Origin of the sequence: Paenirhodobacter populi (assembly GCF_004022215.1) — a bacterium.
GTDB lineage: Bacteria > Pseudomonadota > Alphaproteobacteria > Rhodobacterales > Rhodobacteraceae > Rhodobacter > Rhodobacter populi.
Window position 1 is genome coordinate 108,641 of the sequence record NZ_SAUZ01000012.1, and the last position, 23,566, is coordinate 132,206.

At 64.8% G+C, this 23,566-nt stretch carries 19 protein-coding genes and 2 pseudogenes; 13 read left to right on the forward strand and 8 right to left on the reverse strand.

The features are described from left to right. Entirely contained in the window at window positions 1–693 is a 693-nt protein-coding gene (locus D2T30_RS11440) for an ABC transporter permease (protein ID WP_128208966.1), read from the forward strand. Window positions 694–729: 36 nt separating this feature from the next. Next, on the forward strand, window positions 730–1,518 hold the full coding sequence (locus D2T30_RS11445) for an ABC transporter ATP-binding protein (protein WP_164884286.1): 789 nt from the start codon (window positions 730–732) through the stop codon (window positions 1,516–1,518). Between the two features lie 790 nt (window positions 1,519–2,308). Here D2T30_RS11445 and D2T30_RS11455 read toward each other — a convergent pair. Then, window positions 2,309–3,530: pseudogene (locus tag D2T30_RS11455) on the reverse strand (IS3 family transposase); the annotation flags it as partial. A 149-nt stretch (window positions 3,531–3,679) separates the two neighbouring features. Here D2T30_RS11455 and istA point away from each other — a divergent pair. The 4 genes and pseudogenes from istA to D2T30_RS24120 all read left to right on the forward strand — a co-directional run. Further along, window positions 3,680–5,074: pseudogene (gene istA / locus D2T30_RS11460) on the forward strand (IS21 family transposase); the annotation flags it as partial. Between the two features lie 9 nt (window positions 5,075–5,083). Continuing rightward, on the forward strand, window positions 5,084–5,785 hold the full coding sequence (gene istB, locus D2T30_RS24115) for an IS21-like element helper ATPase IstB (RefSeq protein WP_128209012.1): 702 nt from the start codon (window positions 5,084–5,086) through the stop codon (window positions 5,783–5,785). Between the two features lie 126 nt (window positions 5,786–5,911). Next, complete coding sequence (locus D2T30_RS23380; protein ID WP_277749558.1) at window positions 5,912–6,181, forward strand: IS110 family transposase; 270 nt, start codon at window positions 5,912–5,914, stop codon at window positions 6,179–6,181. A 182-nt stretch (window positions 6,182–6,363) separates the two neighbouring features. After that, a complete protein-coding gene (locus D2T30_RS24120) occupies window positions 6,364–6,699 on the forward strand; it encodes a transposase (protein WP_380728415.1) in 336 nt (111 codons plus the stop codon). 632 nt (window positions 6,700–7,331) lie between these two features. Here D2T30_RS24120 and D2T30_RS11480 read toward each other — a convergent pair. The 4 genes from D2T30_RS11480 to D2T30_RS11495 are packed head-to-tail and all read right to left on the reverse strand — an operon-like array spanning window position 7,332 to window position 11,624. Next, window positions 7,332–9,044, reverse strand: coding sequence for a dipeptide ABC transporter ATP-binding protein (locus tag D2T30_RS11480; RefSeq protein ID WP_128208968.1), 1,713 nt, complete (start codon window positions 9,042–9,044; stop codon window positions 7,332–7,334). Then, a complete protein-coding gene (locus tag D2T30_RS11485) occupies window positions 9,041–9,937 on the reverse strand; it encodes an ABC transporter permease (RefSeq protein WP_128208969.1) in 897 nt (298 codons plus the stop codon). Before D2T30_RS11485 ends, D2T30_RS11480 begins: the two co-directional genes overlap by 4 nt. Before the next feature lies 1 nt (window position 9,938). Further along, window positions 9,939–10,910 carry an ABC transporter permease gene (locus D2T30_RS11490; protein WP_128208970.1) on the reverse strand — a complete coding sequence of 324 codons (972 nt, stop codon included), beginning with the start codon at window positions 10,908–10,910 and terminating at the stop codon, window positions 9,939–9,941. A 27-nt stretch (window positions 10,911–10,937) separates the two neighbouring features. After that, window positions 10,938–11,624: a creatininase family protein gene (locus D2T30_RS11495; RefSeq protein ID WP_241565136.1), complete on the reverse strand. Its 687-nt coding sequence runs from the start codon at window positions 11,622–11,624 to the stop codon at window positions 10,938–10,940. A gap of 205 nt (window positions 11,625–11,829) precedes the next feature. Between D2T30_RS11495 and D2T30_RS11500 the strand changes: the two genes are divergently transcribed. The 3 genes from D2T30_RS11500 to D2T30_RS11510 all read left to right on the forward strand — a co-directional run bounded on the left by D2T30_RS11500 (window position 11,830) and on the right by D2T30_RS11510 (window position 15,069). Further along, on the forward strand, window positions 11,830–12,390 hold the full coding sequence (locus D2T30_RS11500) for a MarR family winged helix-turn-helix transcriptional regulator (RefSeq protein ID WP_164884287.1): 561 nt from the start codon (window positions 11,830–11,832) through the stop codon (window positions 12,388–12,390). Window positions 12,391–12,469: 79 nt separating this feature from the next. Continuing rightward, window positions 12,470–14,050, forward strand: coding sequence for an ABC transporter substrate-binding protein (locus D2T30_RS11505; protein ID WP_128208972.1), 1,581 nt, complete (start codon window positions 12,470–12,472; stop codon window positions 14,048–14,050). Between the two features lie 53 nt (window positions 14,051–14,103). Further along, a complete protein-coding gene (locus D2T30_RS11510; RefSeq protein WP_128208973.1) occupies window positions 14,104–15,069 on the forward strand; it encodes an isoaspartyl peptidase/L-asparaginase family protein in 966 nt (321 codons plus the stop codon). Window positions 15,070–15,421: 352 nt separating this feature from the next. Here D2T30_RS11510 and D2T30_RS11515 read toward each other — a convergent pair whose 3' ends face one another. Then, window positions 15,422–15,601: a hypothetical protein gene (locus D2T30_RS11515; RefSeq protein WP_128208974.1), complete on the reverse strand. Its 180-nt coding sequence runs from the start codon at window positions 15,599–15,601 to the stop codon at window positions 15,422–15,424. A 254-nt stretch (window positions 15,602–15,855) separates the two neighbouring features. Here D2T30_RS11515 and D2T30_RS11520 point away from each other — a divergent pair, with 254 nt between their 5' ends. From D2T30_RS11520 to D2T30_RS11530, 3 genes are read left to right on the forward strand one after another with little or no spacing between them, the layout of a single operon-like run. Next, a complete protein-coding gene (locus D2T30_RS11520; protein WP_128208975.1) occupies window positions 15,856–17,172 on the forward strand; it encodes a CitMHS family transporter in 1,317 nt (438 codons plus the stop codon). A 16-nt stretch (window positions 17,173–17,188) separates the two neighbouring features. Continuing rightward, window positions 17,189–18,535: an acyclic terpene utilization AtuA family protein gene (locus D2T30_RS11525; RefSeq protein WP_128208976.1), complete on the forward strand. Its 1,347-nt coding sequence runs from the start codon at window positions 17,189–17,191 to the stop codon at window positions 18,533–18,535. Then, on the forward strand, window positions 18,535–18,852 hold the full coding sequence (locus tag D2T30_RS11530) for an AtuA-related protein (protein WP_128208977.1): 318 nt from the start codon (window positions 18,535–18,537) through the stop codon (window positions 18,850–18,852). The genes D2T30_RS11525 and D2T30_RS11530 overlap by 1 nt, the downstream gene beginning before the upstream one ends. On the opposite strand, the gene D2T30_RS11535 is transcribed toward D2T30_RS11530, so the two are convergent. After that, window positions 18,840–19,823 carry a LysR family transcriptional regulator gene (locus D2T30_RS11535; RefSeq protein ID WP_164884288.1) on the reverse strand — a complete coding sequence of 328 codons (984 nt, stop codon included), beginning with the start codon at window positions 19,821–19,823 and terminating at the stop codon, window positions 18,840–18,842. The two genes, D2T30_RS11530 and D2T30_RS11535, sit on opposite strands and share 13 nt — an antisense overlap. Window positions 19,824–20,573: 750 nt before the next feature. Here D2T30_RS11535 and D2T30_RS11540 point away from each other — a divergent pair. After that, the gene (locus D2T30_RS11540; RefSeq protein WP_128208979.1) at window positions 20,574–21,965 is read left to right on the forward strand and encodes a GntP family permease; all 1,392 of its coding nucleotides are present in this window, start codon (window positions 20,574–20,576) and stop codon (window positions 21,963–21,965) included. Between the two features lie 41 nt (window positions 21,966–22,006). Here D2T30_RS11540 and D2T30_RS11545 read toward each other — a convergent pair whose 3' ends face one another. Beyond that, window positions 22,007–23,143, reverse strand: a complete 1,137-nt coding sequence (locus D2T30_RS11545; protein ID WP_241651249.1) for an MFS transporter — start codon at window positions 23,141–23,143, stop codon at window positions 22,007–22,009. Window positions 23,144–23,566 lie beyond the last annotated feature (423 nt).

Genomic DNA, 23,566 nt, shown 5'->3' on the forward strand with positions numbered 1-23,566 from the left:
ATGGATTGGCCCTTTCTCATCGACGTCGCGCGCCAGCTCCTGTCGGGCGTTCCGCTCACCCTGCAACTCGCCGGTTCCGGCCTTCTGGCGGGGGGCGTGCTGGCCGTGCTGGTCGCCTCCGCCGCCGCCAGCGGGATCGCCCCCCTGCGGTGGATCGCGCTCGCCCATGTCGAGGTGTTTCGCGGCACCCCGCTGCTGGTGCAGATCTTTCTCATCTACTACGGCCTCGGCCAGATCCCCGAGCTGCGGGACTCCTTCCTCTGGCCGTTCCTGCGCGAGCCCTACTGGTGCGCGATCCTGGCGCTGGCGCTGAACACCTCGGCCTATACCGCCGAGATCATCCGGGGCGCGCTGCAGGCCGTACCGGAAGGTGAGGTCGAGGCCGCGCGCGCTGCCGGCATGTCGGGGGTCCTGCTGCGCCGCCGGATCACCTGGCCCATCGCCCTGCGCCACGGCATCGCCCTTTACGGCAGCGAGGTCATCCTCATGGTCAAGGCGACCTCGCTCGCCAGCGTGATCACCGTGGCCGAGGTCACCAACATCTCCTACCGGCTGATTTCCTCGACCTATCGCGCGCTTGAGGTCTTCGTCGTCGCCGGTGCGATCTATCTGGCGCTGACCTTCCTCGTCAGCCTGGCCGTCGCCCTGGTCGAACGGCGGCTGAACGCCCATCACGCCCATCGCCGCACCTGAACCCCCCACAGGATTGGAAATGCCATGACTTCCCCCATGCAAGCAAACACCGCGAATACGAGCCCGGTCATCGCGACCGAGGGCCTGCGCAAGCACTTCGGAACCGTCGAGGTCCTGAAAGGGATAGATTTCAGCGCGAGGGATGGCGAGGTCATCTCGATCCTCGGCGCCTCGGGTTCGGGAAAATCGACATTCCTGCGCTGCCTCAATCTTCTGGAAATGCCGTCGGCGGGCCGGCTGCACATCTTTGGCGAAGAGGTCGGGCTGCGGGCCGGCAAGGACAGGCTGCGGATCGCCAATCGCCGGCAGGTCGATCGTCTGCGCACGCAGGTGGCGATGGTCTTCCAGAACTTCTGCCTCTGGAGCCACATGACCGTGCTCGAAAACCTGATGGAGGCGCCCGTCCACGTGCAGGGGCGCAGCCGGGCCGAGATCCGGGAAGAGGCGGAGGCCATGCTGGCGCGCGTCGGCCTGACCGCGCGGCGCGATGCCTATCCGGCGCAGCTTTCCGGCGGGCAGCAGCAGCGCGCCGCGATCGCGCGGGCGCTGGTCATGAAGCCGCGGGTGCTGCTGTTCGACGAACCGACCTCCGCGCTCGACCCGGAACTGGTCGGCGAGGTGCTGAAGGTCATGCGCGATCTGGCGGACGAAGGGCGGACGATGCTCATCGTGACGCATGAGATGGCCTTCGCGCGCGACGTCTCAAGCCGGATCCTGTTTCTCGACCAGGGGCAGATCGGCGCCGAGGGCACGCCGCAACAGCTCTTCGGTGGCGGCCACAACCCGAGGTTCGACCAGTTCGTTTCCCGGTTCAATCAGGGCTGAAGCGATGATTTGCCGTCGCGTCGCTGGATGATGATTGCGTCGCATGCGGTGGCTGCCGGAGCGACGCTGGAAGAGATTTTCCAGCTTGTCCCTGCTCCGCTGAAGGCGGAAAGCCGGATAGATCCCGGCGGGACAGCAACCCGATGCAAGGGCTGCAACAGCGGCTTGTCAGATCACTATCTGGAGCGAATGTCGGTATCGGTAGCTGCACGCCCCCGCAACTACCGTTTCAGGCATGCCCGCGGATAACACCGCGGGTTTTGTCGTTTTGGACGCCTTTCCAATAGCTTGCCGATCGGTCCATTCGAGGATCGTCCGCAGTTCGCCATGCAATGTGGCGTAGATTTCCCACATTCTGGGCCGGAGTGAGCACGATCTTCTCGATCAGCATCCGCAAAGCCTCGGCCGCCTGCGGCCGTTCGTCGGGTCGGGCCAGCGCTCCGGTGAGGACCGCGACCATCTTCGCATAGACCGCCGATGCGCTCGGTAGGATGTCCGGCCCATCATCCGGCCCATCGGCCAAAAGCTCCGCCAGTTCCTTCTTGCGCGCTTCCAGCTCCGTCATCTCGCCCTTCATGCTCTCATGGAGCATGCCGGCCTTGATCGCCTCGATGATGCCCCTGATCTGCTTCCCGACCTTCACCAGTTCCGCCTTCCAGGCGTCGCCGTTCGAGTGGCGCTCCCGGTTCAGCCGGTTGGTCTCCTCGGCATAGGCGCGCATGGCCTCGGCGGCGATCTCGGGCGACATCATCCTGTTCTTGAGGCCGGCTGACGTGCCACTGAACCTTCTTCCAGCGGCGATTAGAGCCTCGTCTGTTACTGTCACGCCCTGAGGCGCGGGATGAGCAACCGGATTGGCGGTTGCGGCGAGAAGCCCGGCGAAGGCCGCCGGGGTTTGATAGCCACGCGAGGAGTGGGGCCTCGTCGTATTGGGATCCTCCACCCATTCGACGATGGCACTGCGGGCATGGGCGAGGCCGGAGAACAGGATCTCGTTCAAGAGCTCATCGCGCATCCGCCCATTGAAGCTCTCGACAGAGCCATTCTGCATCGGCTTGCCGGGCGCGATATCGTGCCGCTCGACACGATGATCCTTCGACCAGGTCAGGATCGCGTTCGAAGTGAGCTCCGTGCTGTGATCGGACACGATCATCCCCGGTTTGCTGCGACGATCGATCAGGTCGGTCAGTTTCCGAGCAACACGCCTGCCGGAGATCGAGGGTGAGCCATCGAGCCGCCATCGGTTCGAGGCCGATGGTAAACGGGATTGCGGCAAGACATTCCCGCGTCACGTCATCGACGATGTTCAGCAATGAGCCGTTGAGGCGCCATTGGTGCGCGCCTAACGGCGAATGAACCGCCGCCCGCAGGCAAACTGGTCATGCACGAAGTCCGGCGACCATCGAGCGTTTGCTTTTGCCTCAACCAGGATCGGAGCCCATGTGCCGACGGCTCGCCGTCGGGCTCGACGCTTGCGAACCGTCAGTCCTTCCTCCCGGTAGAGACGATAGAGGCGATTGACCCCCGATGGTTCGCCCTCCCGCCGCAGCAGGATGAACCGCTGACGATAACCGAAGCGGCGCCGCGCGTTGGCGAGATCCCCTGGCGCGCAGCTCCGTCTCTGGCGGACGGCACGACTGGTAGCGCACCCTCTTCCGGTCCGCTCCGGCGATGGAACAAGCCCGCCGTTCTGACAGGCCCATGACGGCCCGCAGATGCGCGACGGCTTCGCGCTTCACGGCAGGCCCTGCCATTTTTGACAGAAGCTTCTTAAGCGCCGCAGCGTCCAGCATCTGGCCGGCCAACAGCTTCTTAAGATTCGTGTTCTCGTCTTCCAGAGCGTTCAGGCGCTTGGCGTCGGACACGTCCATCCCGCCATACTTCGCCTTCCCATTATACAGCGTCGCCTAGCTGATCCCGTGCTTGCGGGCCAGCTCGCCTGCCTTCGCACCGGCCTCGTACTCCCGCAGCACCGCGATGATCTGCTCTTCCGTAAATCGTTTCCGCTTCATCTGTTCGTCCTCCAATCAAGACCGGACTCCAATCTCAGTTGGAGGAAAATTCAGTGGCTCGTCAAAAGTGTTTGAACCGGCATAGAAAACTGCCTCCTTACACTGATGGTCATGATGCCCCCGTGGTCATCGGGGGGGTGCAGTGCGGGATGTTGGTTGTGGAGATGACTGCGAAGATCCGTCGGGCGTATTTCCAGGAGAAGAAGACGATCAAGCAGATATGCCGGGAGTTGCGGATCTCGTGGAGTGCGGCGTGAGCCGCCACCGGTTCAAGGCCACGCCGAACGGTGCGGAGAGTGATCCGATCCGGTGTGACGGAACTGACCTATGAACGGACAATCCAGCCGCTGCCGAAGATCGGCCCCTGGAAAACAAGCTCGACGGGATGCTGGCGGCAAACGCCCTGAAACCGAAGCGCGAGCGCCTGACCCTGATCAGGGTTTTCGAGGAACTCCGGTCCCTCGGCTATGACGGTGGCTACGATGCTGTCCGGCGCTACGCGGGCTCGTGGTCCAAGGAGGAACGGGAGGCTTCGGCCGTCGCCTATGTGCCGTTGATCTTCGATCCGGGCGAGGCTTATCAGTTCGACTGGAGCCACGAGATCGTGGTGATCGATGGGGCGACCACCACAGTGAAGGTTGCGCATGTCCGCCTCTGCCACAGCCGGATGCTGTTTGTCCGGGCCTATCCGCGCGAGACGCAGGAGCCTCAGCCATCGGGCTCGGACCGATGGCGCTACGATGGCTTCGATCTTCGACGCCATGACAAGGCCTTCGCCTTCTTCGGGGGTGCCTGCGCTCGGGGGATCTACGACAGTGAGGCTGGGCCGCCATGGGTCTGAGGCCAAGCCGAACGAAAACGGCGGCGGATACGATTTTCGTTGGCCGCGACCGCGCCTACAATCGCCGTTTCCAGCAGATGTGCGGGCGCTATCTGGTCGATCCGCCGTCCATTGGGCTTGAACCAATGGCGCCTCGATGAACGGCCCTGCACCCCTGCCTCTGGCTGGGAGAAGGGACAGGTCAAGAACCAGGTCGGCGTTGTCCGGCGGCGGTTCTTCGTGTCTCGACCGAAGTTCAAAAGCCACGCCGAACTCAGTGCGTGGCTCAAGGATCGCTGTGTTGCCTGGGCCAGATCCCATCCGCACCCCGAGCTGCGCGAGCGCACGATCTGGGAGGTGTTCCAGGACGAGCGTGCGAGTCTGGTGCCCTATGTCGGTCCCTTCGATGGCTTCCATGCCGTGCCGGCCTCGGTCTCCAAGACCTGTCTCGTCCGGTTCGACAAGAACCGCTACTCGGTGGACGGTCGCGCTGTAGGTCGACCGGTCGAGATCCGCGCATATGCCGAGCGTCGAGTTCTGGCAGGACGGCAAGATCGTCGGGCAGCACGAACGCGCCTTCGGTCGCGACAAGGCCATCTACGATCCGCTGCACTATATTCCGGTTCCGGCCCGCAAGCCCGGCGCCCTTCGGAACGGAGCTCCCTTCAAGGAATGGGAACTGCCGCCAGCGATCAGGCGCGTTCAGCGCAAGCTGGGCAAGGTGCTGGACGCGATGGGCCAGCGGAAGCTCTACGGCATGAAAGCCGCCTACGATGAGATCATCGCCACGGCAGTGAAGCGACAGCACGAGCCGCAGCAGATCGTCGGCGACCTGCTGAACGCGGAGATCAGCGAGAAGCAGGCACGCTCGATCAAATACCAGATGACGATCGCACGGCTTCCCTTGGCCAAGGAGATCGACGAGTTCGCCTTCGAGGAAACGCCCGTGAACGAGACGCTGGTGCGAGATCTGGCCAGCGGGGAGTTCCTCGACCAGCAGCGCAACATCGTGCTGATCGGCGGGACCGGCACCGGGAAGTCCCACCTTGCCGTCAGCATCGCCCGGTCGTGTATCCGGCGTGGAAAACGAGGCCGCTTCTTCAACGTCGTGGACCTGGTGAACAAGCTCGATGCTGAAGCCCGCGCCGACCGCCAGGGACGCACCGCGGATCTGCGGTGCCGGCTCGACTTCCTGATCCTCGACGAACTCGGCTATCTGCCCTTCGCCCAGACCGGCGGGCAACTGCTGTTCCTCCTCATCAGCCGCCTCTACGAGCGCATTTCCATCATCGTGACGACAAACCTCGACTTCGGCGAATGGCCGTCGGTCTTCGGCGACGCCAAGATGACCACCGCTCTCCTCGATCGCCTCACCCATCACTGCGACAGTGTCGAGACCGGCAACGAGAGCTGGCGCTTCAAGATCAGGGAATAACCGAAACCCCGCTGGCCCGATACGGCTGCGCTGTGGGGAGGCTACACCGCATCGGGTCAGCTACCTGTGCGACAAGCAGGGGGTCATTTTTGGACGCCTATAGGGGGTTCCGTGCCGATGACGTAATTGCTTCGGTCATTTCCTGAAACGTCCAATGCGAGCAGGCTTTCGGTTCGAATGAACAAAAGCGATGAAAACGACGCGCGCGGCCTGGCCGAGCTGGTACGGATCGGCTGGTGTCGCGAGGTGGCGGTGAAGAGCGCGGCCAGTCAACAGGTGCGTTCCCTTCTTGTGGCCCGGTCACGGCTGGTTGCCGTCCGATGCGATCTGGAAAACCAGGTGCGGTCGATGCTCAAGGAATACGGCCTGATCTTTCCACGCTCGGTCGCCGGGTAGTTCCAGCGTCGCGTCATCGAATTGACGGATGAAGGTCACGTGTTGTGGTGCGTTTTACAACCGCTGCTTTCCGTCCATGCCCACGTCTGTGGTGAACTCGGGGGGGGGGCGATCAGCAGGTCCGTCACTTGGCCAGAGGGGACGAGACGACTCGCCGATTGATGAGCGTTCCCGGCATCGGAATGGTGACTGCCCTGACATTCCGGCACACCATTGATGATCCCGCCCGCTTTCGGAGTGCCACGACCGTCGGCGCCTATCTCGGCCTCACCCCGCGGCGAAAGCAACTGGGGCAAACGGATACAAAGGGCCATGTCTCACGCTGCGGAGATCGGTTGCTGCGCACCTATCTGTTCGAGGCGGCGAGCGTTCTGCTTCACCGGACAAGGCAATGGTGCGGGCAAAGCCTGGGGTCTGCGGTTGGCCAGACGAAACGGCATGAAGAAAGCCCAGGTCGCGGTGGCGCGAAAACTGGCGGTCATCCCCCACTGCATCTGGGTCGACGGCACCTCGTTTGAATGGGGAAGAGAAATGCCGGCGTAACCCATCAAAGTCCAACCCCGAGATCGCAGGGCTGAAGCCAGGCCTGTGATGTCCCCACATTCGCCATGGGCCTTGAACCCGTGGCGGCACCATGGCTCATCCCGCAGCAGAATGACATGGTCGAGCGCGTGATCCGGACGCTGAAAGAGTAATGCGTCCATCGCCAACGCATCGACAGCATCCGGCATGCGACCCGCGCTATCGGTGACTGGATCAGCTTCTAAAACAACCGCCGCCCTCACCAGGCGCTTGCAATGCGCACGCCTGCCGAGGCATTCAGATTGGCCGCTTAACCGGGGCAGATTCCGCTGGGTCGATACAACATGGCGATGGCTGTCCTCAACGGATTATAGTGGGGGGACTATGGATTATAGTGGGGGGACTATATTGTGATCCGCACCATTGGTGAAGCCATGGACTGGATCGAGACACCGCAGCAGGCGGACTCGCGGTCATTGTCTCCGGTGGCGATGGAACCCCAAACGGGATCTCGGGGACGGCAAGACAGGCCCGTGAAACCACGCAGACATCATCGCGGCTCACGGGCGAAAAGCCGGGTTCCGGGCGCGGTCCGGGGAAGCGGCCCTTGGCGCCACCGTCCAGCTCATCAGATGCCGGGAACCCGGGCGATATCGAAGCCCGGACGCGGGATCGCCTCCAGCAGCATCCGGGTATAGGCCTCTTTCGGCGCGCCGAAGATCTGCGCGGCGCTGCCCTCTTCGATGATCTCGCCGTGGCGCATGACGATGACCCGGTCGCAGAGATGATGCACCACCGACAGGTCATGGCTGATGAACAGCAGTGTCAGGTTGAGGTGGCGGCGCAGCTCCATCAGCAGGTTGATCACCTGCGCCTGGATCGACACGTCGAGCGAGGCGACAGGCTCGTCGCAGATGATCACCTCGGGCTGCATCGCCAGCGCCCGCGCGATGGCGATGCGCTGCCGCTGCCCGCCCGAGAACTGATGCGGGTAGCGGTCCGCCAGCGCCGGATCGAAGGCCACGGCGCGCAGCCAGCGATCGACATAGGCGCGCGCCTCGCCGCGTGTGCAGAAGCCATGCACGACGGGGCCTTCGGCGACGGATTGAAAGATCGTCCGGCGCGGATCGAGCGAGGCGAAGGGATCCTGAAAGATCATCTGGACCTTCGTGCCGTGCTTGCGGTTGCCGTCCATCACCGGCGCGCCGCCGACGGTGACGCGCCCGTCGGTGGGCGGGGTGATGCCGCACAGGATGCGCCCGAGCGTCGATTTCCCCGAACCGGATTCGCCGACGAGACCAAGGATCTCGCCCCGCGCGATGGTCAGCGAGGCGGAGCTGACCGCCCGCACCGGCACCGGCGGTCTGGCCAGCCCGCAGCGGATCGCGAAACGTCGGAGCGCGCCCGCTTGGGCCAGGAAGATCTTGTCCACGCCGCGCGCCTCGACGAAGGCGGGGTCGGGCGGCGCGCCGATGGCCGCGCCGCCGAGACCGGAGAAATCCATCTTCCCCGCCGCCTCGGTCGCGTTCGAGGCCAGCAACTCCCCCGGCCGCGAGCGCGAGGGCAGGGCGTCCAGCAGCCCCTGCGTATAGGGATGCTCGGGCGTTTCCAGCACCCTGCGCACGGGGCCGGCCTCGACGATCTTGCCGCGCCGCATCACGGCGATGCTGTCGGCGATCGAGGAAACCGTCGCCAGATCGTGGCTGATCCAGATCAGCGAGGTGCCCATTTCGGCCACGAGGCTCTTCACCTCCTTCAGGATTTCGGCCTGCACGGAGACGTCGAGCGCGGTCGTCGGCTCATCCGCGATGACCAGCCGCGGGCGGTGCAGCAGCGCGATGGCGATCGCCACCCGCTGGCGCATGCCGCCGGAAAATTCATGCGGATACTGATCGACCTTGTGGGCCGGATCGACGATGCGGACGCGGGCCAGCGCCTCGACCGCGCGGCGGCGCACCTCGGCGTCCGAGGCGGGTTCATGCGCGCGGATCGCCATGCCGATCTGGTCGATGATCTTCACCACCGGGTTCAGCGTCATCATCGGGTCCTGAAAGACCATCGATATGTCCTTGCCGCGGATGCGGCGCAGCTGGCGTTCCTCCATGCCGACGAGTTCGCGCCCGTCGAAGCGGATCGAGCTGCCGTCCTCGATCCGGCCGGGCCGGTCGATCAGCCCGATCAGGGAAAAGCCGGTGATCGACTTGCCCGAGCCGGATTCGCCCACAAGGCCCATGACCTCGCCGCGCTCCAGCGTGAAGGAAATGCCGTCGACCGATCTGACGATGCCGCGGTCGGTATGGAACCAGGTGCGCAGGTCGCGGACGTTCAGAAGATGGGTCATTTGCGCAGCCTCGGGTTCAACTGGTCGCGGATCTGGTCGCCGGTGAGGTTGATCGCCATGATCAGGACGATCAGCGCCACCCCGGGATAGATCGCGATCCAGTAGCGGCCGGACATCAGGTATTGAAAGCCATTCGCGATCAGCATGCCGAGCGAGGGCTCCGTGGCGGGCAGGCCGACACCGAGGAAGGACAGCGTCGCTTCGAGCGAGATGGCCGAGGCGACCTGCACCGTCGCCACCACGATCAGCGGCGGCAGGGAATTCGGCAGGATGTGGCGGGTGATGACGAACCAGCCGCCCATCGGCACGGAAAGCGCGGCCTGCACGTAATCCTTCTGCCGCTCGGCCGCCGCCGCGCCATGCGCCGTGCGCACGAAATAGGCGTATTGCGCAAAGACCAGCGCGAGGATCAACTGCCCCTTGCCCTGCCCGAGGATCGCCGCCACCACGAAGGCCAGAAGGATCGCCGGGAACGAGAGCTGCACATCCACGATGCGCATGATCAGCGCCTCGATCCGGCCGCCGAGATAGGCGGCGCTGCACCCCACCACCGCGCCGATGGCAAAGGCGATGGCGCCGGCCATCAGCCCCATCTCGAGCGAAATCCTCAGGCCGTAGACGATCGCCGAAAGCAGGTCGCGCCCCTGGCTGTCGGTGCCCAGCAGATGCAGCATCCCGTCGCGCCCGACATATCCCGGCGGGCGGCGGGCATCGCGCAGCACCAGCGACTTGAGGTCATAGGGATCCTGCGGCACGACGAACGGCGCAAACACCGCCAGCAGGATGATCGCCACCACCACGGCCAGCGCGACGACCGCCACCCTGTTGCGGCGGAAGTCACGCCAGAAGGCCGCCAGCGGCGAAACGGATTGCAGGGGCCGGGCCTCGGACATCTCAGCGCCTCCCGTGACGCAGGCGGGGATCCAGAACCACATAGGCCAGATCCACGCACAGGTTGATGACCACGAACAGCGCCGAGACCAGCATCAGATAGGCGACCATCACCGGCCGGTCGAGCGAGGTGATCGAATCCACGATCAGCTTGCCGAGGCCGGGCCAGCTGAAGATCGTCTCCGTCACCAGCGCGAAGGCGAGGGTGGACCCCAGTTCCAGTCCGAACACCGTCACCAGCGGGATCGAGATCAGCTTCAGCACATGCCGGCGCAGGATCGTCGCCTCGGAAATCCCGGCGGCGCGGGCGAATTTGATCGTGTCGGTCAGCATCACCTCGCGCGTGCCCGAGGCGGCAAGACGGCACATCATCGACATCTTGAACAGCGACAGGTTCAGCGCGGGCAGGATCAGATGCGCCCAGCCGTCGGCGGTCAGGAAGGAAAACGGCACGCCGAACAGGGTCCGCGTCTCGCCCCGGCCGCCGGCGGGCAGGATGCCAAGCTGCACCGCAAAGACCATGATAAGCATCAGCCCGATCCAGAAGGTCGGCACGGAAAAGCCCAGCACCGAGACCGCCATGATCACGCGTGCGGCGATGCTATCAGGTCGATAGCCCGCGTAAATGCCGAGCGGCACCCCCACGGCCGAGGCGAACAGCACCGCGATCAGCGTCAGTTCCAGCGTCGCGGGCAGTTTTTGCGCGATCAGCGTGCCCACCTGCATGTTGAATACGAAGGACGTGCCCAGATCACCGCTCAGCAGGCGTCGCAGGAAATGCAGGTATTGGTCCCACAGCGGCAGGTCGAGCCCGTATTGCGCGATCACCTGCCGCCGGATTTCCTGCGTCGCATCGGGCGAGATCAGCACGTCAACCGGATTGCCGATCACAAAGACACCCGCGAAGACGAGCATCGACATGACCAGCAGCACGACCAGCGCCTGCCCGAGTCTGCGGATGATGAAGGATGCCATGCCAGTCTCCGGAAGGGAAAGCCGTTGTCAGTGCCAGCCGTGCTCGATCTCGTGCCGGGTTTCCTCGACGCCGACCTGCCAGATCGCCAGCATGTCCTCGTCCGGGCGCTGGAACAGGCCGTGGTAGTTGCCCTCGGCGATCCGTTCGCGCTTGCGCCAGGCGTCGACGCGGGCGGTGGCGGCGAAGTCGATGCGCTCCTTGCGGTCGTTCGGAATCGGCGCGCCCTCGATGCGGGTCCAGGGAAAGTTCTCCATCCAGCTCGCATGCGAGGCGGCCGGGTCGATCTCCTGCACCTTGGCCATGGTCTTCGGTGCGCGCCACCAGTCATGCAGTTTGACCGAGGCGTCGCGGTGCGCGTTCATCCATTCGCTCAGCAGCGGGTTGACCGGCGTGTTGCCGCCATGGCCGTTGACAATGAGAATGCGCCGGAAGCCGGAGCGGTAGACGCTGTCGAGCAGATCCTCGATCACCGCGAGATAGGTCCGCAGCCGCAGCGACATGGTGCCCGGGAAGGCCGCGAAGGTCGAGGCCATGCCGAACGGCAGGCAGGGATAGACCGGCACGCCAAGCGGCTCCGCCGCCTCGACCGAGACCCGCTCCGCCAGGATCGTGTCGGTGGCGAGGCTCAGATAGGCGTGCTGTTCGACCGATCCGATCGGCAGGACGCAGCGGTCGTCCTCTTTCACGCGCGCCTCGACCTGGCTCCAGTTCATGTCCTGAATCCGCATTTCCCAGTCCTTCCGCAGAATCTTATCGGCGGGATGCGGCATGCGCCCCCCGCCGACCGGCCAAAGGGGCCGTTCGCCTTTATTCGGTTCCATAGGGAACAAAAAACAGGGATTGACGCAAGATATTTTTCAGAGATACCGTCCCAAATGGAACCACTGATGAAAACAGAGGCACCTTATGGATGACGCGATGCGGCAGGCTCTTTTCGAGGGGCGGGCAGGGCGGGACGAACCTCTCGTCGCGCCCGATATCGCCGACGACAGCCTTTTGCACGTCAAGTTGTGGGGCAATCCGTGCTGGTTCTCATTCCGGCTGAACTATCTGGCGCTGCATTTCAACAATCCGGTCTACGGGTTCGTGCAGGACCGTCTGGGCCTGCTGCGTCCGGATTTCGTGGTGCTGTGGTCGCTCTATCTGGGCGGGCCGTCGACGCTGACGGACGTGGTGCGGTCTTCGGGATTTCCGAAGAACACGCTCAGCCGCGCCGCCTCCAAGGTGCATCAGCGCGGCATGATCGACCGGGAGGTGGACGCGGCCGATCAGCGCCGGGTCACCCTGTTCCTGACCGACAGGGGGCGGCAGGCGGTGGAGGAGGTGAAGGCCGAGATGATCGAACAGGAACGCCGGATGCTCGAATGCCTCAGCCCCGCCGAAAGGCTGAGCCTGTCCGAAATTCTGACCAAGCTTGTCACGGCTTCGGGACAATGGCCGCAGTCGCTTGGCGACGGTCAGGCCGATGAGGGGCCGTGACCGGCGCGCAACCAGAACAGACCGGCGCGAAGCCGGCATGCAATCCTTGGCCCAAGGGCTATTGTCTGAGAGGGAATGAATGAAACTGACACCCATTCTGCGCGCGGCATTCCTTGCGACCGCGCTGGCATCCCCGATCCCGGCGCTGGCCGCGGATCTGGTGATCGCGACGAAAACCGGCCCCGCTTCGATGGACCCGCATTTCACCGCCACGGCGGCCAATGCCGAGGCGACGAAGCAGATCTTCGATACGCTGCTGAAATCGGGCAACGATCTGCAGATCGAACCATCGCTGGCCACCGAATGGAAGGCGCTGGACGACACGACCTGGGAATTCACCCTGCGCAAAGGGGTGAAGTTCCACGACGGGTCCGATTTCACCGCCGAGGATGTGAAATTCTCGATCGAGCGGATCCCGAACGTCACCGGCCCGAACCCGACGACGATCTATGTGCGCCGTGTCGCGGAGGTCGAGATCGTGGACGACTATACCATCCGGGTGAAGACGAACGGGCCGGCGCCGACCCTGCCCAACGATTTCGTGCGCCTGTTCATTGTTTCCCATCAGGCGGCGGCGGAGTATTCGACGCAGGAGACCTCGGCCGAAGGGTTCAACTCGGGCAAGGCCACGATCGGCACCGGCCCCTATAAATTCGTCTCCTGGGCGCCGACGCAGGATCTGGTGCTGGAGAAATTCGACGGCTACTGGGACGGCGCGCAGCCCTGGGACAAGGTTGTCCGCAAGGAAATCCCGAACGATGCCGCCCGCGTCGCGCAGCTCAGGGCCGGGCAGGTGGATATCATCTCGAAGGTGCCGGCGACCGACATCGACAGCATCGAATCCGACAAGGACCTTGAGGTGATCAAGTCGCCCTCGGTCTACATCCCCTATCTGGAATTCGACTTCCGCGAGGATTCGCCGCAGGTGTGGGACAATGCGGGCAAGAAGCTCGACAAAAACCCCTTCCTCGACCCGCGCGTGCGGGAGGCGTTCGACCTCGCGCTCGACCGCGAGACGATCGTGGAATTCGCGCTTGAGGGGATGGGCGAGGTTTCCACACAGCTCGTTTCGCCCAATATCTTCGGTTACAACAAGGACATTCCGGCGCCGGTCTTCGATGTCGAAAAGGCCCATGCCCTGATGGCCGAGGCGGGATATCCCGAAGGGTTCAAGGTCACGCTCGCCTATGCGAACGACCGGATGCCGACGGAGCTTGGGCCGACGGTCGCGCAGCTTCTGGCGGCGATCGACGTGACGGTCAACGTGCAGGGCGTGCCTGCCGCGGTGTTCAATCCGGCCAAGACGCGCGGTGAGTATTCGCTGTACATGGCCTCCTGGGGCACGCTGACCGGCGAGTCGAACTATATGCTGTCGTCGCTGATGCACACGAACGACAAGGAAAAGTCGCTTGGCGCGTTCAACGTGCGCGGCTATTCCAACCCGAAGATGGATGAACTGATCGAGGCTGCCGCCGTCGAGATGGACGAGGCGAAGCGCCGCGACCTGCTGGAACAGGCCAACATGCTGGTCGCGACGGACCGGCCCGACCTGCCGCTGGCGGTCAATCTGTCGGCCTGGGGCGCGAAGAAGGACAAGTTGACCTACGATCCGCGCTCGGACGAGGATACGCTGGCCACGGACATCCATCCGAAACAATGATGCGAAAGGGGGCGCCCGGCGATGGCGCCCCCGTTTCGACGACGGAGACGATCATGACCGGATTTGCGCTTGCCATTCATGGCGGCTGTGGAGTGATGGCGAAGCTCGATCTGAGCGAGGCCGAATGGCAGGCTGCCCGCAACGATCTGGGGCGTGCGCTCGTGGCGGGCCATGCGGTGCTGGCGGCGGGGGGACGGTCGCTCGACGCGGTGCAGGCGGCGGTGATGGTGATGGAGGACAGCCCGCATTTCAACGCGGGCCACGGCGCCGCGCTGAACGAGAACGGCATCCACGAGCTTGACGCCTCGATCATGGATGGCGAGACGCTGGCGGCGGGGGCGGTCTGCGCGGCGCAGCATATCCGCAATCCGGTCGCCGCGGCGCGGGCGGTTCTGGATCATGGCGATGCGGTCCTGCTGGCCGGAGCCGCCGCCGACCGCTTTGCCGCGCGCATGGGCCTGCCGACCGAGCCGCAGGAGTATTTCACCACGGAACGCCGCAAACAGGCGCTGGCCGCGATGAAGGCGCATGTCGCCGCAGGCACCGAGGCCGGGGCGAAAGAGGCGGAAAAGCACGGCACCGTTGGCGCGGTGGCGCTGGATCTGCACGGGCATCTGGCGGCGGCGACCTCGACCGGCGGCTACAACAACAAGCCGGACGGCCGGGTCGGCGACAGCCCCGTCATCGGCGCGGGCACCTATGCGCGCGACGGCGTCTGCGCGGTCTCGGGCACCGGCAAGGGTGAATATTTCATCCGCCATGTCGTCGGCCACGAGATCGCCGCCCGCATGGCCTACCTGGGCGAGGATCTGTCGACGGCGGCCGGGCGCGTGGTGATGGAGGATCTGAAGCCCCACAATATCGGCGCGGGGCTGGTGGCCGTGGCCGCCAACGGCGACATCGCCGCGCCCTACAACACCGACGGAATGTTCCGCGGCTGGGTGACGGCGGACGGGCGGTTCCATGTCGCGTCGCATGCCGAGGTCTTTGAATATGTCCCGAAGGACGATCCTGCCTGAAGCCACGCTATCCGACGCAGATCCACATCCCGGCATGACGGGCAGACCGGTGCCGGGACCGAAGGTTTCGCGCAGGTCAATTCCCGGTCAGACTATCGGTCGTCGCCGGGGCGTTGGCCGTGATCGGCCCTATCCCGGGCATGGATTGCACCTCCGCGCGGTCTCGTCCGCCCGGAGCAAGCCGCGCAACTGGGCGCGCGTTGGGTGCTCTCCCGCAGGCTGCTATCGTGGGGCAGGGCGGGATGATTGCTTTGGACATCGCGAAACAATGTGTGGATCATGCCCCCGCAACCAGCCCCGACGCCACGGTCTCCAACGATAGCCTGAAGCTGCGATTTCCTGCGACGGGGCGCTACGCCTGCCTGCTTTGTTGCGCGTATTTCCGAGGCGTAGTTTCGATGCGGATTTTGCGTCGTGAGCGCGCAGACGATCCATCCCCCGTCGGGAATCCCATCTCGCGGGCCTGCGCGATCCGGATGACCCGCAGGTCGCGGTCGATCCGGATGCCGGCAAATTCGGCATCCGCCAGCATTCGCGCAACACCCTTGGTGTTCAGTCATTGAAACAGGCCGGGCTGGGGGGCGATCTTCGCGCTCCAACTGTCCGGCTTCGGGGATACCTTCCGCAGGAAATATCTATTACTGAAATAACACTAATATATTTTACTTATTTTTCTTCGCGATCCATCTTGCGGTCCAGAGGACGGTTGACGGGAGGAGTCGTCAGCCGACGGAGTGCCGCTGCCGGAGGCGCGCGGTATTTCCCGATCAGTGGAGGAGGAACGCCATGCTTGCACTTGCAGGCTTGTTGACTGTTGTCTTGGTTCTGGCTGGGATCATCTCGAAGAAGCTGTCGCCGATGGCGGCACTGGTGGTGATTCCGATCATCACCGCGCTGTTCGCCGGTTTCAGCTTTGAGGACACGTCGAAATTCGCCATTTCCGGCATCCAGAAGCTTGCCCCCGTCGTCGGCATGTTCATTTTCGCGATCCTGTTCTTTGGCATCATCAAGGATGCGGGAACGCTTGAGCCGATTATCGGTGGCACCTTGCGGCTTGTCGGGTTGCGGCCATCGCGGATCGTGCTTGGCACGGCGGTTCTGGCGATGATCGTGCATCTTGATGGGTCCGGCGCGGTGACCTTTTTGGTCACCGTTCCGGCGATGCTGCCGCTGTTCGATCGCCTCGGGATGGATCGCCGGATCCTCGCCTGCGTCATTGCGATGGCGGCGGGCACGGCGAACATGCTGCCCTGGGGTGGGCCGACGTTGCGTGCGGCCAGCGCGCTGCAGATTCCTGTCGGCGACCTTTATCTGCCGATGATCCCGGCGCAGGCCGCCGGGCTGGCGTTCGTTCTGCTCTGCGCCTGGTATCTGGGGCTGCGCGAGGAACGCAGGCTGGGGCTGGGCGGGGGTGCCGCGGCGCCCGGGGGCGCGAACGAGACCCATCGGCGCGATCTGCCGGAGGAGGAGCGCGCGCTGATGCGGCCCGGGATGTTCTGGGTGAACTGCGCTCTGGTCGTTGCCGTTCTGGCGGCGATGATCGCCGAACTGGCCCAGCCGGTGCTGTGCTTCATGATCGGCACCATTGCGGCCCTGCTGCTGAACTATCCGTCCGTTGCCGAACAGCGCCGCCGCATCGACAGCCATGCCAAGGCGGCCCTGATGATGGCGACAATCCTTCTGGCGGCGGGCGTCTTTACCGGGATCATGAGCGGGACCAACATGCTTTCGGCCATGGCGGATTACGCGGCGGCGCATATCCCCTCGGAAAACGCCAAGCATATGCCGATCGTGCTGTCGCTGCTGTCGATGCCGCTGAGCCTGCTGTTCGATCCGGATTCGTTCTATTTCGGCATTCTTCCGGTCCTGTCCGAGGCGGGAGGCGCACTTGGCGTCGACCCGATCAACATGGGCCGCGCGGCCATCGTCGGACAGATGACGACGGGCTTCCCGATCAGTCCGCTGACCCCTGCGACCTTCCTGCTCGTCGGGCTGTGCCGGATCGAGCTGGGCGATCACCAGAGGTTCACGTTCGGCTTCCTCTGGGCGACGTCCATCGTGATGACCGTCGTCGCCGTCCTGACCGGCGCCATCACGCTCTGACGAGAAAGGGAGTATCATGAAAACCATTCGTATCGGATCGGGCGCCGGCTATTCCGGCGATCGCATCGAACCGGCGGTGGAACTCGCGCAGAAGGGCGGGATCGACTACCTCGTCTTCGAGTGTCTGGCGGAGCGCACGATCGCCATAGCGCAGCGCGCCCGGCTTGCGGATCCGGAGGCAGGCCATGACCCGCTGCTCGAGGCACGGATGCGCGCGGTTCTGGGGCTGTGTCATGAAAAGGGTATACGCATCATCTCCAACATGGGGGCGGCGAATCCGCAGGCCGCGGCGCGCAAGGTGCTGCTGATCGCGCAGGAGCTGAACATTTCCGGTCTTCGCGTCGCGGCGGTTTCGGGCGACGAGGTTCTGGGCGATCTTCTGGATGGCGATTATCCCATTCAGGAGACCGGCGCGCCGGCGCGCACGATGCGCGATGTGCTGATTTCGGCCAACGCCTATATCGGGGCGGAACCGATCGTCGAGGCGCTGGCCCGGGGGGCGGATGTGGTGATCACCGGGCGGGTGGCGGATCCGTCGCTGTTCCTTGCGCCGCAGATCCATGAATTCGGCTGGGCACCCGACGATTGGGACAGGCTCGGCAAGGGCACGCTCGTCGGGCATCTTCTGGAATGCGCCGGACAGGTAACGGGGGGATATTTCGCCGACCCCGGGGTCAAGGACGTGCCGGGGCTGGCGCGTCTCGGCTTTCCGATCGGCGAGGTGTCCGAGGACGGCTCGGCCGTCATCACCAAGGTTCCGGGATCCGGCGGCCGCGTCTGCGAGGCCACGCTGAAGGAACAGATCCTTTACGAGGTCCACGATCCGCGGGCCTATCTGACCCCCGATGTGACGGCCGATTTCTCGGGCGTCACGGTGCGCGGGATCGGCCCGGACCGGGTCGCCGTCTGCGGTGCCACCGGCCGCGCGCGCCCCGAGACGCTCAAGGCCTCGGTCGGGTTCGTCGACGGCTATATCGGCGAGGGTCAGATCTCCTACGCCGGCCCCGCCGCGCTGGCCCGCGGACAGCTCGCCGCCGAGATCGTGCGGGAGCGCTTCGAGATCATCGGATTGAAAGCGCGTGAGTTGCGGTTCGACCTGATCGGGGTGAATGCCATTCTGGGCGATACGTTCAGCGCCCCCGCGGCACCGGCCGAGGTGCGGCTGCGTGTGGCGGGGCGGACCGCGACGATGGCGGAAGCCAAACGGATCGGCGCCGAAGTCGAGACGCTTTACACCAACGGTCCGGCGAGCGGTGGTGGCGCGGTCCAGTCGGCACGCCAGATCGTTGCCATGCTCTCGGCCCTGATCCCGCGCGCGCGGGTTTCCCCCCGCGTCGACATCTTCACCTCGGAGGACCTGTGATGCAGCTTCGCGACATCGCGCATTCGCGCACCGGCGACAAGGGCGATCACTCCAACATCTCGGTCATCGCCTACGATCCGGCGGATTACGACTTTCTGCGCACGCATCTGACGGCCGAGAAGGTGCGCGCGCATTTCGCCGGGATCGTCAAGGGCCACGTCGAACGGTTCGAGCTTCCGGGCCTTGGGGCGCTGAATTTCCTGATGTTCAACGCTCTTGGCGGCGGTGTGACGCGCTCCCTTGCCCTCGATGCCCATGGGAAATGCCTTGCGTCCGCGTTGCTCGCGCTGGAGCTTCCGGATCGTCAGACGGATTGAAACAGGTCGTCGGCCTCCGAGGCGGCGGCTCTGCGCAGCGCCGACATCAGGTCTGACGCAATCGGTTGCAGGCTGCGGTTCGCGTGCGAGATCAGGCTGAACTCCCGGACCAGATCGGGTTCGTTCATGGCGCGGCATACCAGTCCCGCCATCGAGCCCGCCTCGCGCGCGGCGGCGGGCAGAATGGTGATGCCAAGCCCTGCCCGTGCCGCGCCAAGCGCGGTTGACATGTAATGCGTCTCGAGCGCGATGGTCACGCCCCCCTCAAGACGCATGGTTGCCCGTGCCAGGATCGAGCGGACGCTGCTGTTGCGCCGGGTGACGATCATCGGGAACGGTGCGCAGTCATGCAGCGTCAAGGGGCCGGTTCGCGTGGCGAGAGGGTGATCCTCACGGCAGAATACGCACAGCCTGTCCGTCATCAGCGGCTCCGTCCGGAGCGAGCGGTCCGCCGTCAGGCGGATGCCGATGCCGAAATCCACCTGATCCGACTTGATCAGGTCGACCACCTCATCGGCGACGACATCGGCGATTTCGACATCGACATTCGGGTTGCGCCCGGCGAAATCGGCAAGCGCGATCGGCAGAAGGCTCGCCGCGACCGAGGGCAGGGCGGCGACCCGCACGAGGCCGCGCCGCCCCTGCGCCAGATCGCCGCTCGCGGCGACGAGCTCCTCCATGTTCAAGGCGAGCCGCTCCATGATCGGCAGGAGGTCGCGCCCGGCTGCGGTCAGCACCACTTCGCGCTTCGTGCGGTCGAACAGCTTGATGTCGAGCTGATTTTCCAGCAGCCGGATTTGCGAGGTTACCGCAGGCTGTGACATCCGCAATTCCTGCGCGGCGATGGTGAAATGCAGATGACGCGCAACGCTCAGGAAGGCGGTGACCTGTCGGAAATTCGGCATATGGGGCATCGGGGGACCGGGAATGAGCTTCGGCGTCAGCCTACTATGGCGGTCTGCCGATGTCATTTGTTCCCGTCCGTCGCGCCGTGGCCGCTGCCGGAACGCTATCGGATTCCGGATCTGGCACATGAAAACAGACGGCAATTCATCACGATGCCCGCCGAAACCCGCCATCTCTGACGCTCTCTTAGCGGCAGGGCAGAGGTGGTTCGCAGATTTCCGCCTTGGTTACGCCGCCGTTTCTGGCATCGGCTGACCGAAGTGGGATCGGAGGGGTTCCCTGAGGAGATGAATGCAGCCGGCGGATAGCGGGCGATTGCGGCACGTTCTTCACAGATGCTGGCGCAGGCGCGCAGATAGCCTCCTTCGTGTTTGGTGGCCTGCAGAGACGTTCGCCGAAGACATTTGCCATCCATGCTGATCCTGACCTCTGGTGTGGCCAGCAGCTTGATGAAGCTGGTCGAGGTGAACTGGCTGCCCCGACGTCGCATGGCCGCTCGAAGCATGTATGGATGGCTCCTGAATCATCGAATCTGGTTCTCACGGCTAGGCGCATCGGCGGCAGAATGCCCGGCATCCCGTGGCGCAAAACAGCCGAAAATCCCGGCCGGCCCCCGTTCGTCGAGGCCGAGGGCGGTCAGCCGTCATTCGTGATCGCGGGGGATATTGACGGGCGGATCGCACAGCGGCTTTATCCATGCTGCGCGGCCGTCAGGAGGGACTGGCCGCCGCGTGGGCGATGACTTGCGATCCGATCCCGGCACAGCGGGGACCCCATCACGAACCCCGCCGCATGGATTTCCCCCGGGAGGAAGCATGAGTTATTCGGATTGGCAACTGCTCGCGATCGCCCTTGGCGGCGTTCTTTTCCTTGTCGCGCTGATCGTGTCCCGCGTCAGGCTGCATCCGCTCCTTGCGCTGATGGTGACATCGGTGGTGGTGGGGCTTCTGACCGGAATGCCGCAAGAGGCGCTGGTCAAGTCGATCACCGCGGGGGCGGGCAATACGCTCGGCGCGGTGGGCATCGTCGTGGCGCTTGGCGCGATGCTTGGCAAGATCCTTGCGGATACCGGGGTGACGGAGGGGATCTCCAACACGATCATCCGCAAGACCTCGACGCGGCTGCTGCCCTGGGCGATGGCGGGCGTGGCCTTCGTCATCGGCATTCCGATGTTCTTTGAGGTGGGCCTTGTCGTGCTGCTGCCGCTGGTCTTCAGCGTGGCGCGCAAGCTCGAGGAAACCGCGAGCATCCGCGGCTCGGCCTATGTCTATATCGGCGTTCCGGTCATCGCGGCGCTTGCGGCGATGCATGGCATGGTGCCGCCGCATCCCGGTCCCCTCACCGCCATCGCGGCGCTGAACACCAGCATCGGGGCGACGATGCTGTATGGCTTCATCGCGGCCGTTCCGGCGATCGTGCTGGGCGGTCCGATCTACGGCGCGCTCATCACCCCGCGCATGGGCGTCAAGCCAGATCAGGCGCTGATCGACCAGTTCGCGGTGACCAGCGCCGGCAACGATGCCCGGGCCAGCACGCCTCCGGGGCTGGGGCTGAGCCTGCTGACGGCCTTGCTCCCCGCCTTCCTCATGCTTTTCCACGCGATCGCGGAGCTGGTCTTCCCCGAGGGATCGCCCGCGGTGCAGATCACCGGCTTTCTCGGATCGCCCGCGATCGCCATGCTGATCGGCGTTCTGTTCGCGGCATGGATCCTTGTCTACGCGCGGCGCGGAGATTCGGAAAAGCTGCGCAATTCCCTGTCGGCAAGCGTCAAGCCGATCGCCAACGTATTGTTGATCATCGCCGGTGGCGGGGCGTTCCAGCATGTCCTGACCGATGCCAAGGTGGGCGACGCGATCGTGCATCTGAGCCAGCAGTTCTCGCTCTCGCCGCTGTTGCTGGGCTGGTTCATCGCCATGCTGCTGTCGGTCTCGACGGGTTCGGCGACGGTCGGCATCGTCGGCGCCGCCGGGCTTCTGGCGCCGCTGGCGGGGGCCGGCCCGGTGAACGCGCCGCTGCTTGCACTGGCGATCGGCTGCGGCTCGCTGTTCTTCAACTACGCCAACCATGCCGGGTTCTGGCTGGTCAAGGAATCCTTCGGCATGTCGATGGGCGAGGCGACGATGACCATATCGGTCATCCAGTCGATCGTTTCGGTGATCGGGCTGATCATGGTCCTGCTGATGAACCTGCTGCCGCCGCTGATCTGAACCGCGACGGCCTCAAGGTCATGGGGCTGCGCATGCGCCGGTCATTCGGCCCTTTTCGTTGCGAGGCGGGCCGTCGCGGGAATGACCGTCAGAAGCACGGCCAGCAGGGCGAAGGCCGCCGACAGGTCGAAGTTATGCGCGATCAGGCCGAGCAGTGCGGGGCCGAGCAGGATGCCGCCATAGCCCACGGTCGTCACCGCCGCGATCGCAAGCGCGGGCGACATCACCTTTTGCCGCCCCGCGAGGCTGAACAGGACCGGGACGATATTGGACGCGCCCAGCCCGATCAGGACGAAGCCCGCAAGCGCGATGCCCGCGACCGGCGAGGTGAGCAACAGCACGATCCCCAGAACCGAGGTGATGCCGCCGGCCGCCAGCACCCGGGCCGCGCCCAGCCGGGCGACGATCCTGTCGCCGGTCAGCCGGCCGACCGTCATCGCGCCTGCAAAGAGCATGTATCCGACCCCGCCATGCGCGGGATCCAGCAACCCGTTGCCGGTGACCAGAAGGGCGCTCCAATCCAGAACCGCGCCCTCGACGAGGAAGGTGATCCCCGCGAGACCGGCCAGCAGCAGCACGATGCCGCGGGGCAGGGCGAAGGGGATCGGCTCCCCGGCCTTCGCGATCAGCAGCCGGGGCCAGGCCAGCAGCAGGGCGACGAGCGTCAGCAGACTGCCGAAGACCGCAGCCAGCACCGGCGTCAGCCCTGCGCCAAGAAGCAGCGTCATGCCGCCCGCCCCGGCAAAGCCGCCGATGCTGAACATCGCATGGAACCCCGACATCAGCGGCTTCGGCGCATCCCGTTCCACCTCGACCGCATGGACATTCATTGCGACATCGAGCGTGCCGAGGGCGGCCCCGAACAGCATCAGTGTCACCGCCAGCACCGGCACCGTATCGGCCAGCATCAGCAGCGGAAGAAGCGCGACAAGGCCCAGCCCGCTCCAGAGGATCAGGGGTTTGCTGCCGATCCGGCCCGCAAGCCAGCCGACCACCGGCATGGCCGTGACCGAACCGCCGCCAAGGCAGAGCAGCAAGAGCCCGAGGCCGGCCTCATCGACGCCGACATTCGCCTTGGCGAAGGGAACGAGAGGCGCCCAGCAGGCCATGGCAACGCCCGCTGCGACAAAGGCAAGGCGCGTGGCCAGCCGCGTTTCGGGGCGATCATTGGTCGTCATCAGCGGCCTTTCAGGACATGGGTCTTGCGACAGGGACGGCGGGGCCGAGCGCCGGCCGTTTCGCGGATTGGGGGAAACTCTCGGTCAGGATAGGGTTCCGGTCTCTTCGGGCGGGCGAAAGCGTGCATTGGCGGGCGATCTGACGGCCGTCGTCAGCGCCGGAGGAATAGCGCAAGACGCCGGCCCCGTCACCCCGGGACAATGTGAGGATACAACGGGCGCGGCGACATCCGCGCTGCCTCATTCCGGTCGCCCGGTCTGTCAGCGATGCGGTGGAAAGCGGATTTGTCAGATGACCGACATGAGCAGCGGGTTCAGAACCCGCGCAAAGAAATCGCCGCGCCATGAACGTGGGGGCGGTTAGTGTTGCGCTCGGCGCTCGATGAACTCCGGGCATTCGTCGGCAAATGGTAGGATCAGAAA

What these genes read in the sequence shown, in the direction of transcription:
- D2T30_RS11440 (WP_128208966.1), top strand. Translation starts at nt 1, where the DNA reads ATGGATTGGCCCTTTCTCATCGACGTCGCGCGCCAGCTCCTGTCGGGC.
- D2T30_RS11445 (WP_164884286.1), top strand. Translation starts at nt 730, where the DNA reads ATGCAAGCAAACACCGCGAATACGAGCCCGGTCATCGCGACCGAGGGC.
- istB (WP_128209012.1), top strand. Translation starts at nt 5,084, where the DNA reads ATGGGCCAGCGGAAGCTCTACGGCATGAAAGCCGCCTACGATGAGATC.
- D2T30_RS24120 (WP_380728415.1), top strand. Translation starts at nt 6,364, where the DNA reads ATGGTGACTGCCCTGACATTCCGGCACACCATTGATGATCCCGCCCGC.
- D2T30_RS11480 (WP_128208968.1), bottom strand. Translation starts at nt 9,044, where the DNA reads ATGACCCATCTTCTGAACGTCCGCGACCTGCGCACCTGGTTCCATACC.
- D2T30_RS11485 (WP_128208969.1), bottom strand. Translation starts at nt 9,937, where the DNA reads ATGTCCGAGGCCCGGCCCCTGCAATCCGTTTCGCCGCTGGCGGCCTTC.
- D2T30_RS11490 (WP_128208970.1), bottom strand. Translation starts at nt 10,910, where the DNA reads ATGGCATCCTTCATCATCCGCAGACTCGGGCAGGCGCTGGTCGTGCTG.
- D2T30_RS11495 (WP_241565136.1), bottom strand. Translation starts at nt 11,624, where the DNA reads ATGAACTGGAGCCAGGTCGAGGCGCGCGTGAAAGAGGACGACCGCTGC.
- D2T30_RS11500 (WP_164884287.1), top strand. Translation starts at nt 11,830, where the DNA reads ATGCGGCAGGCTCTTTTCGAGGGGCGGGCAGGGCGGGACGAACCTCTC.
- D2T30_RS11505 (WP_128208972.1), top strand. Translation starts at nt 12,470, where the DNA reads ATGAAACTGACACCCATTCTGCGCGCGGCATTCCTTGCGACCGCGCTG.
- D2T30_RS11510 (WP_128208973.1), top strand. Translation starts at nt 14,104, where the DNA reads ATGACCGGATTTGCGCTTGCCATTCATGGCGGCTGTGGAGTGATGGCG.
- D2T30_RS11515 (WP_128208974.1), bottom strand. Translation starts at nt 15,601, where the DNA reads ATGCTGGCGGATGCCGAATTTGCCGGCATCCGGATCGACCGCGACCTG.
- D2T30_RS11520 (WP_128208975.1), top strand. Translation starts at nt 15,856, where the DNA reads ATGCTTGCACTTGCAGGCTTGTTGACTGTTGTCTTGGTTCTGGCTGGG.
- D2T30_RS11525 (WP_128208976.1), top strand. Translation starts at nt 17,189, where the DNA reads ATGAAAACCATTCGTATCGGATCGGGCGCCGGCTATTCCGGCGATCGC.
- D2T30_RS11530 (WP_128208977.1), top strand. Translation starts at nt 18,535, where the DNA reads ATGCAGCTTCGCGACATCGCGCATTCGCGCACCGGCGACAAGGGCGAT.
- D2T30_RS11535 (WP_164884288.1), bottom strand. Translation starts at nt 19,823, where the DNA reads ATGACATCGGCAGACCGCCATAGTAGGCTGACGCCGAAGCTCATTCCC.
- D2T30_RS11540 (WP_128208979.1), top strand. Translation starts at nt 20,574, where the DNA reads ATGAGTTATTCGGATTGGCAACTGCTCGCGATCGCCCTTGGCGGCGTT.
- D2T30_RS11545 (WP_241651249.1), bottom strand. Translation starts at nt 23,143, where the DNA reads ATGACGACCAATGATCGCCCCGAAACGCGGCTGGCCACGCGCCTTGCC.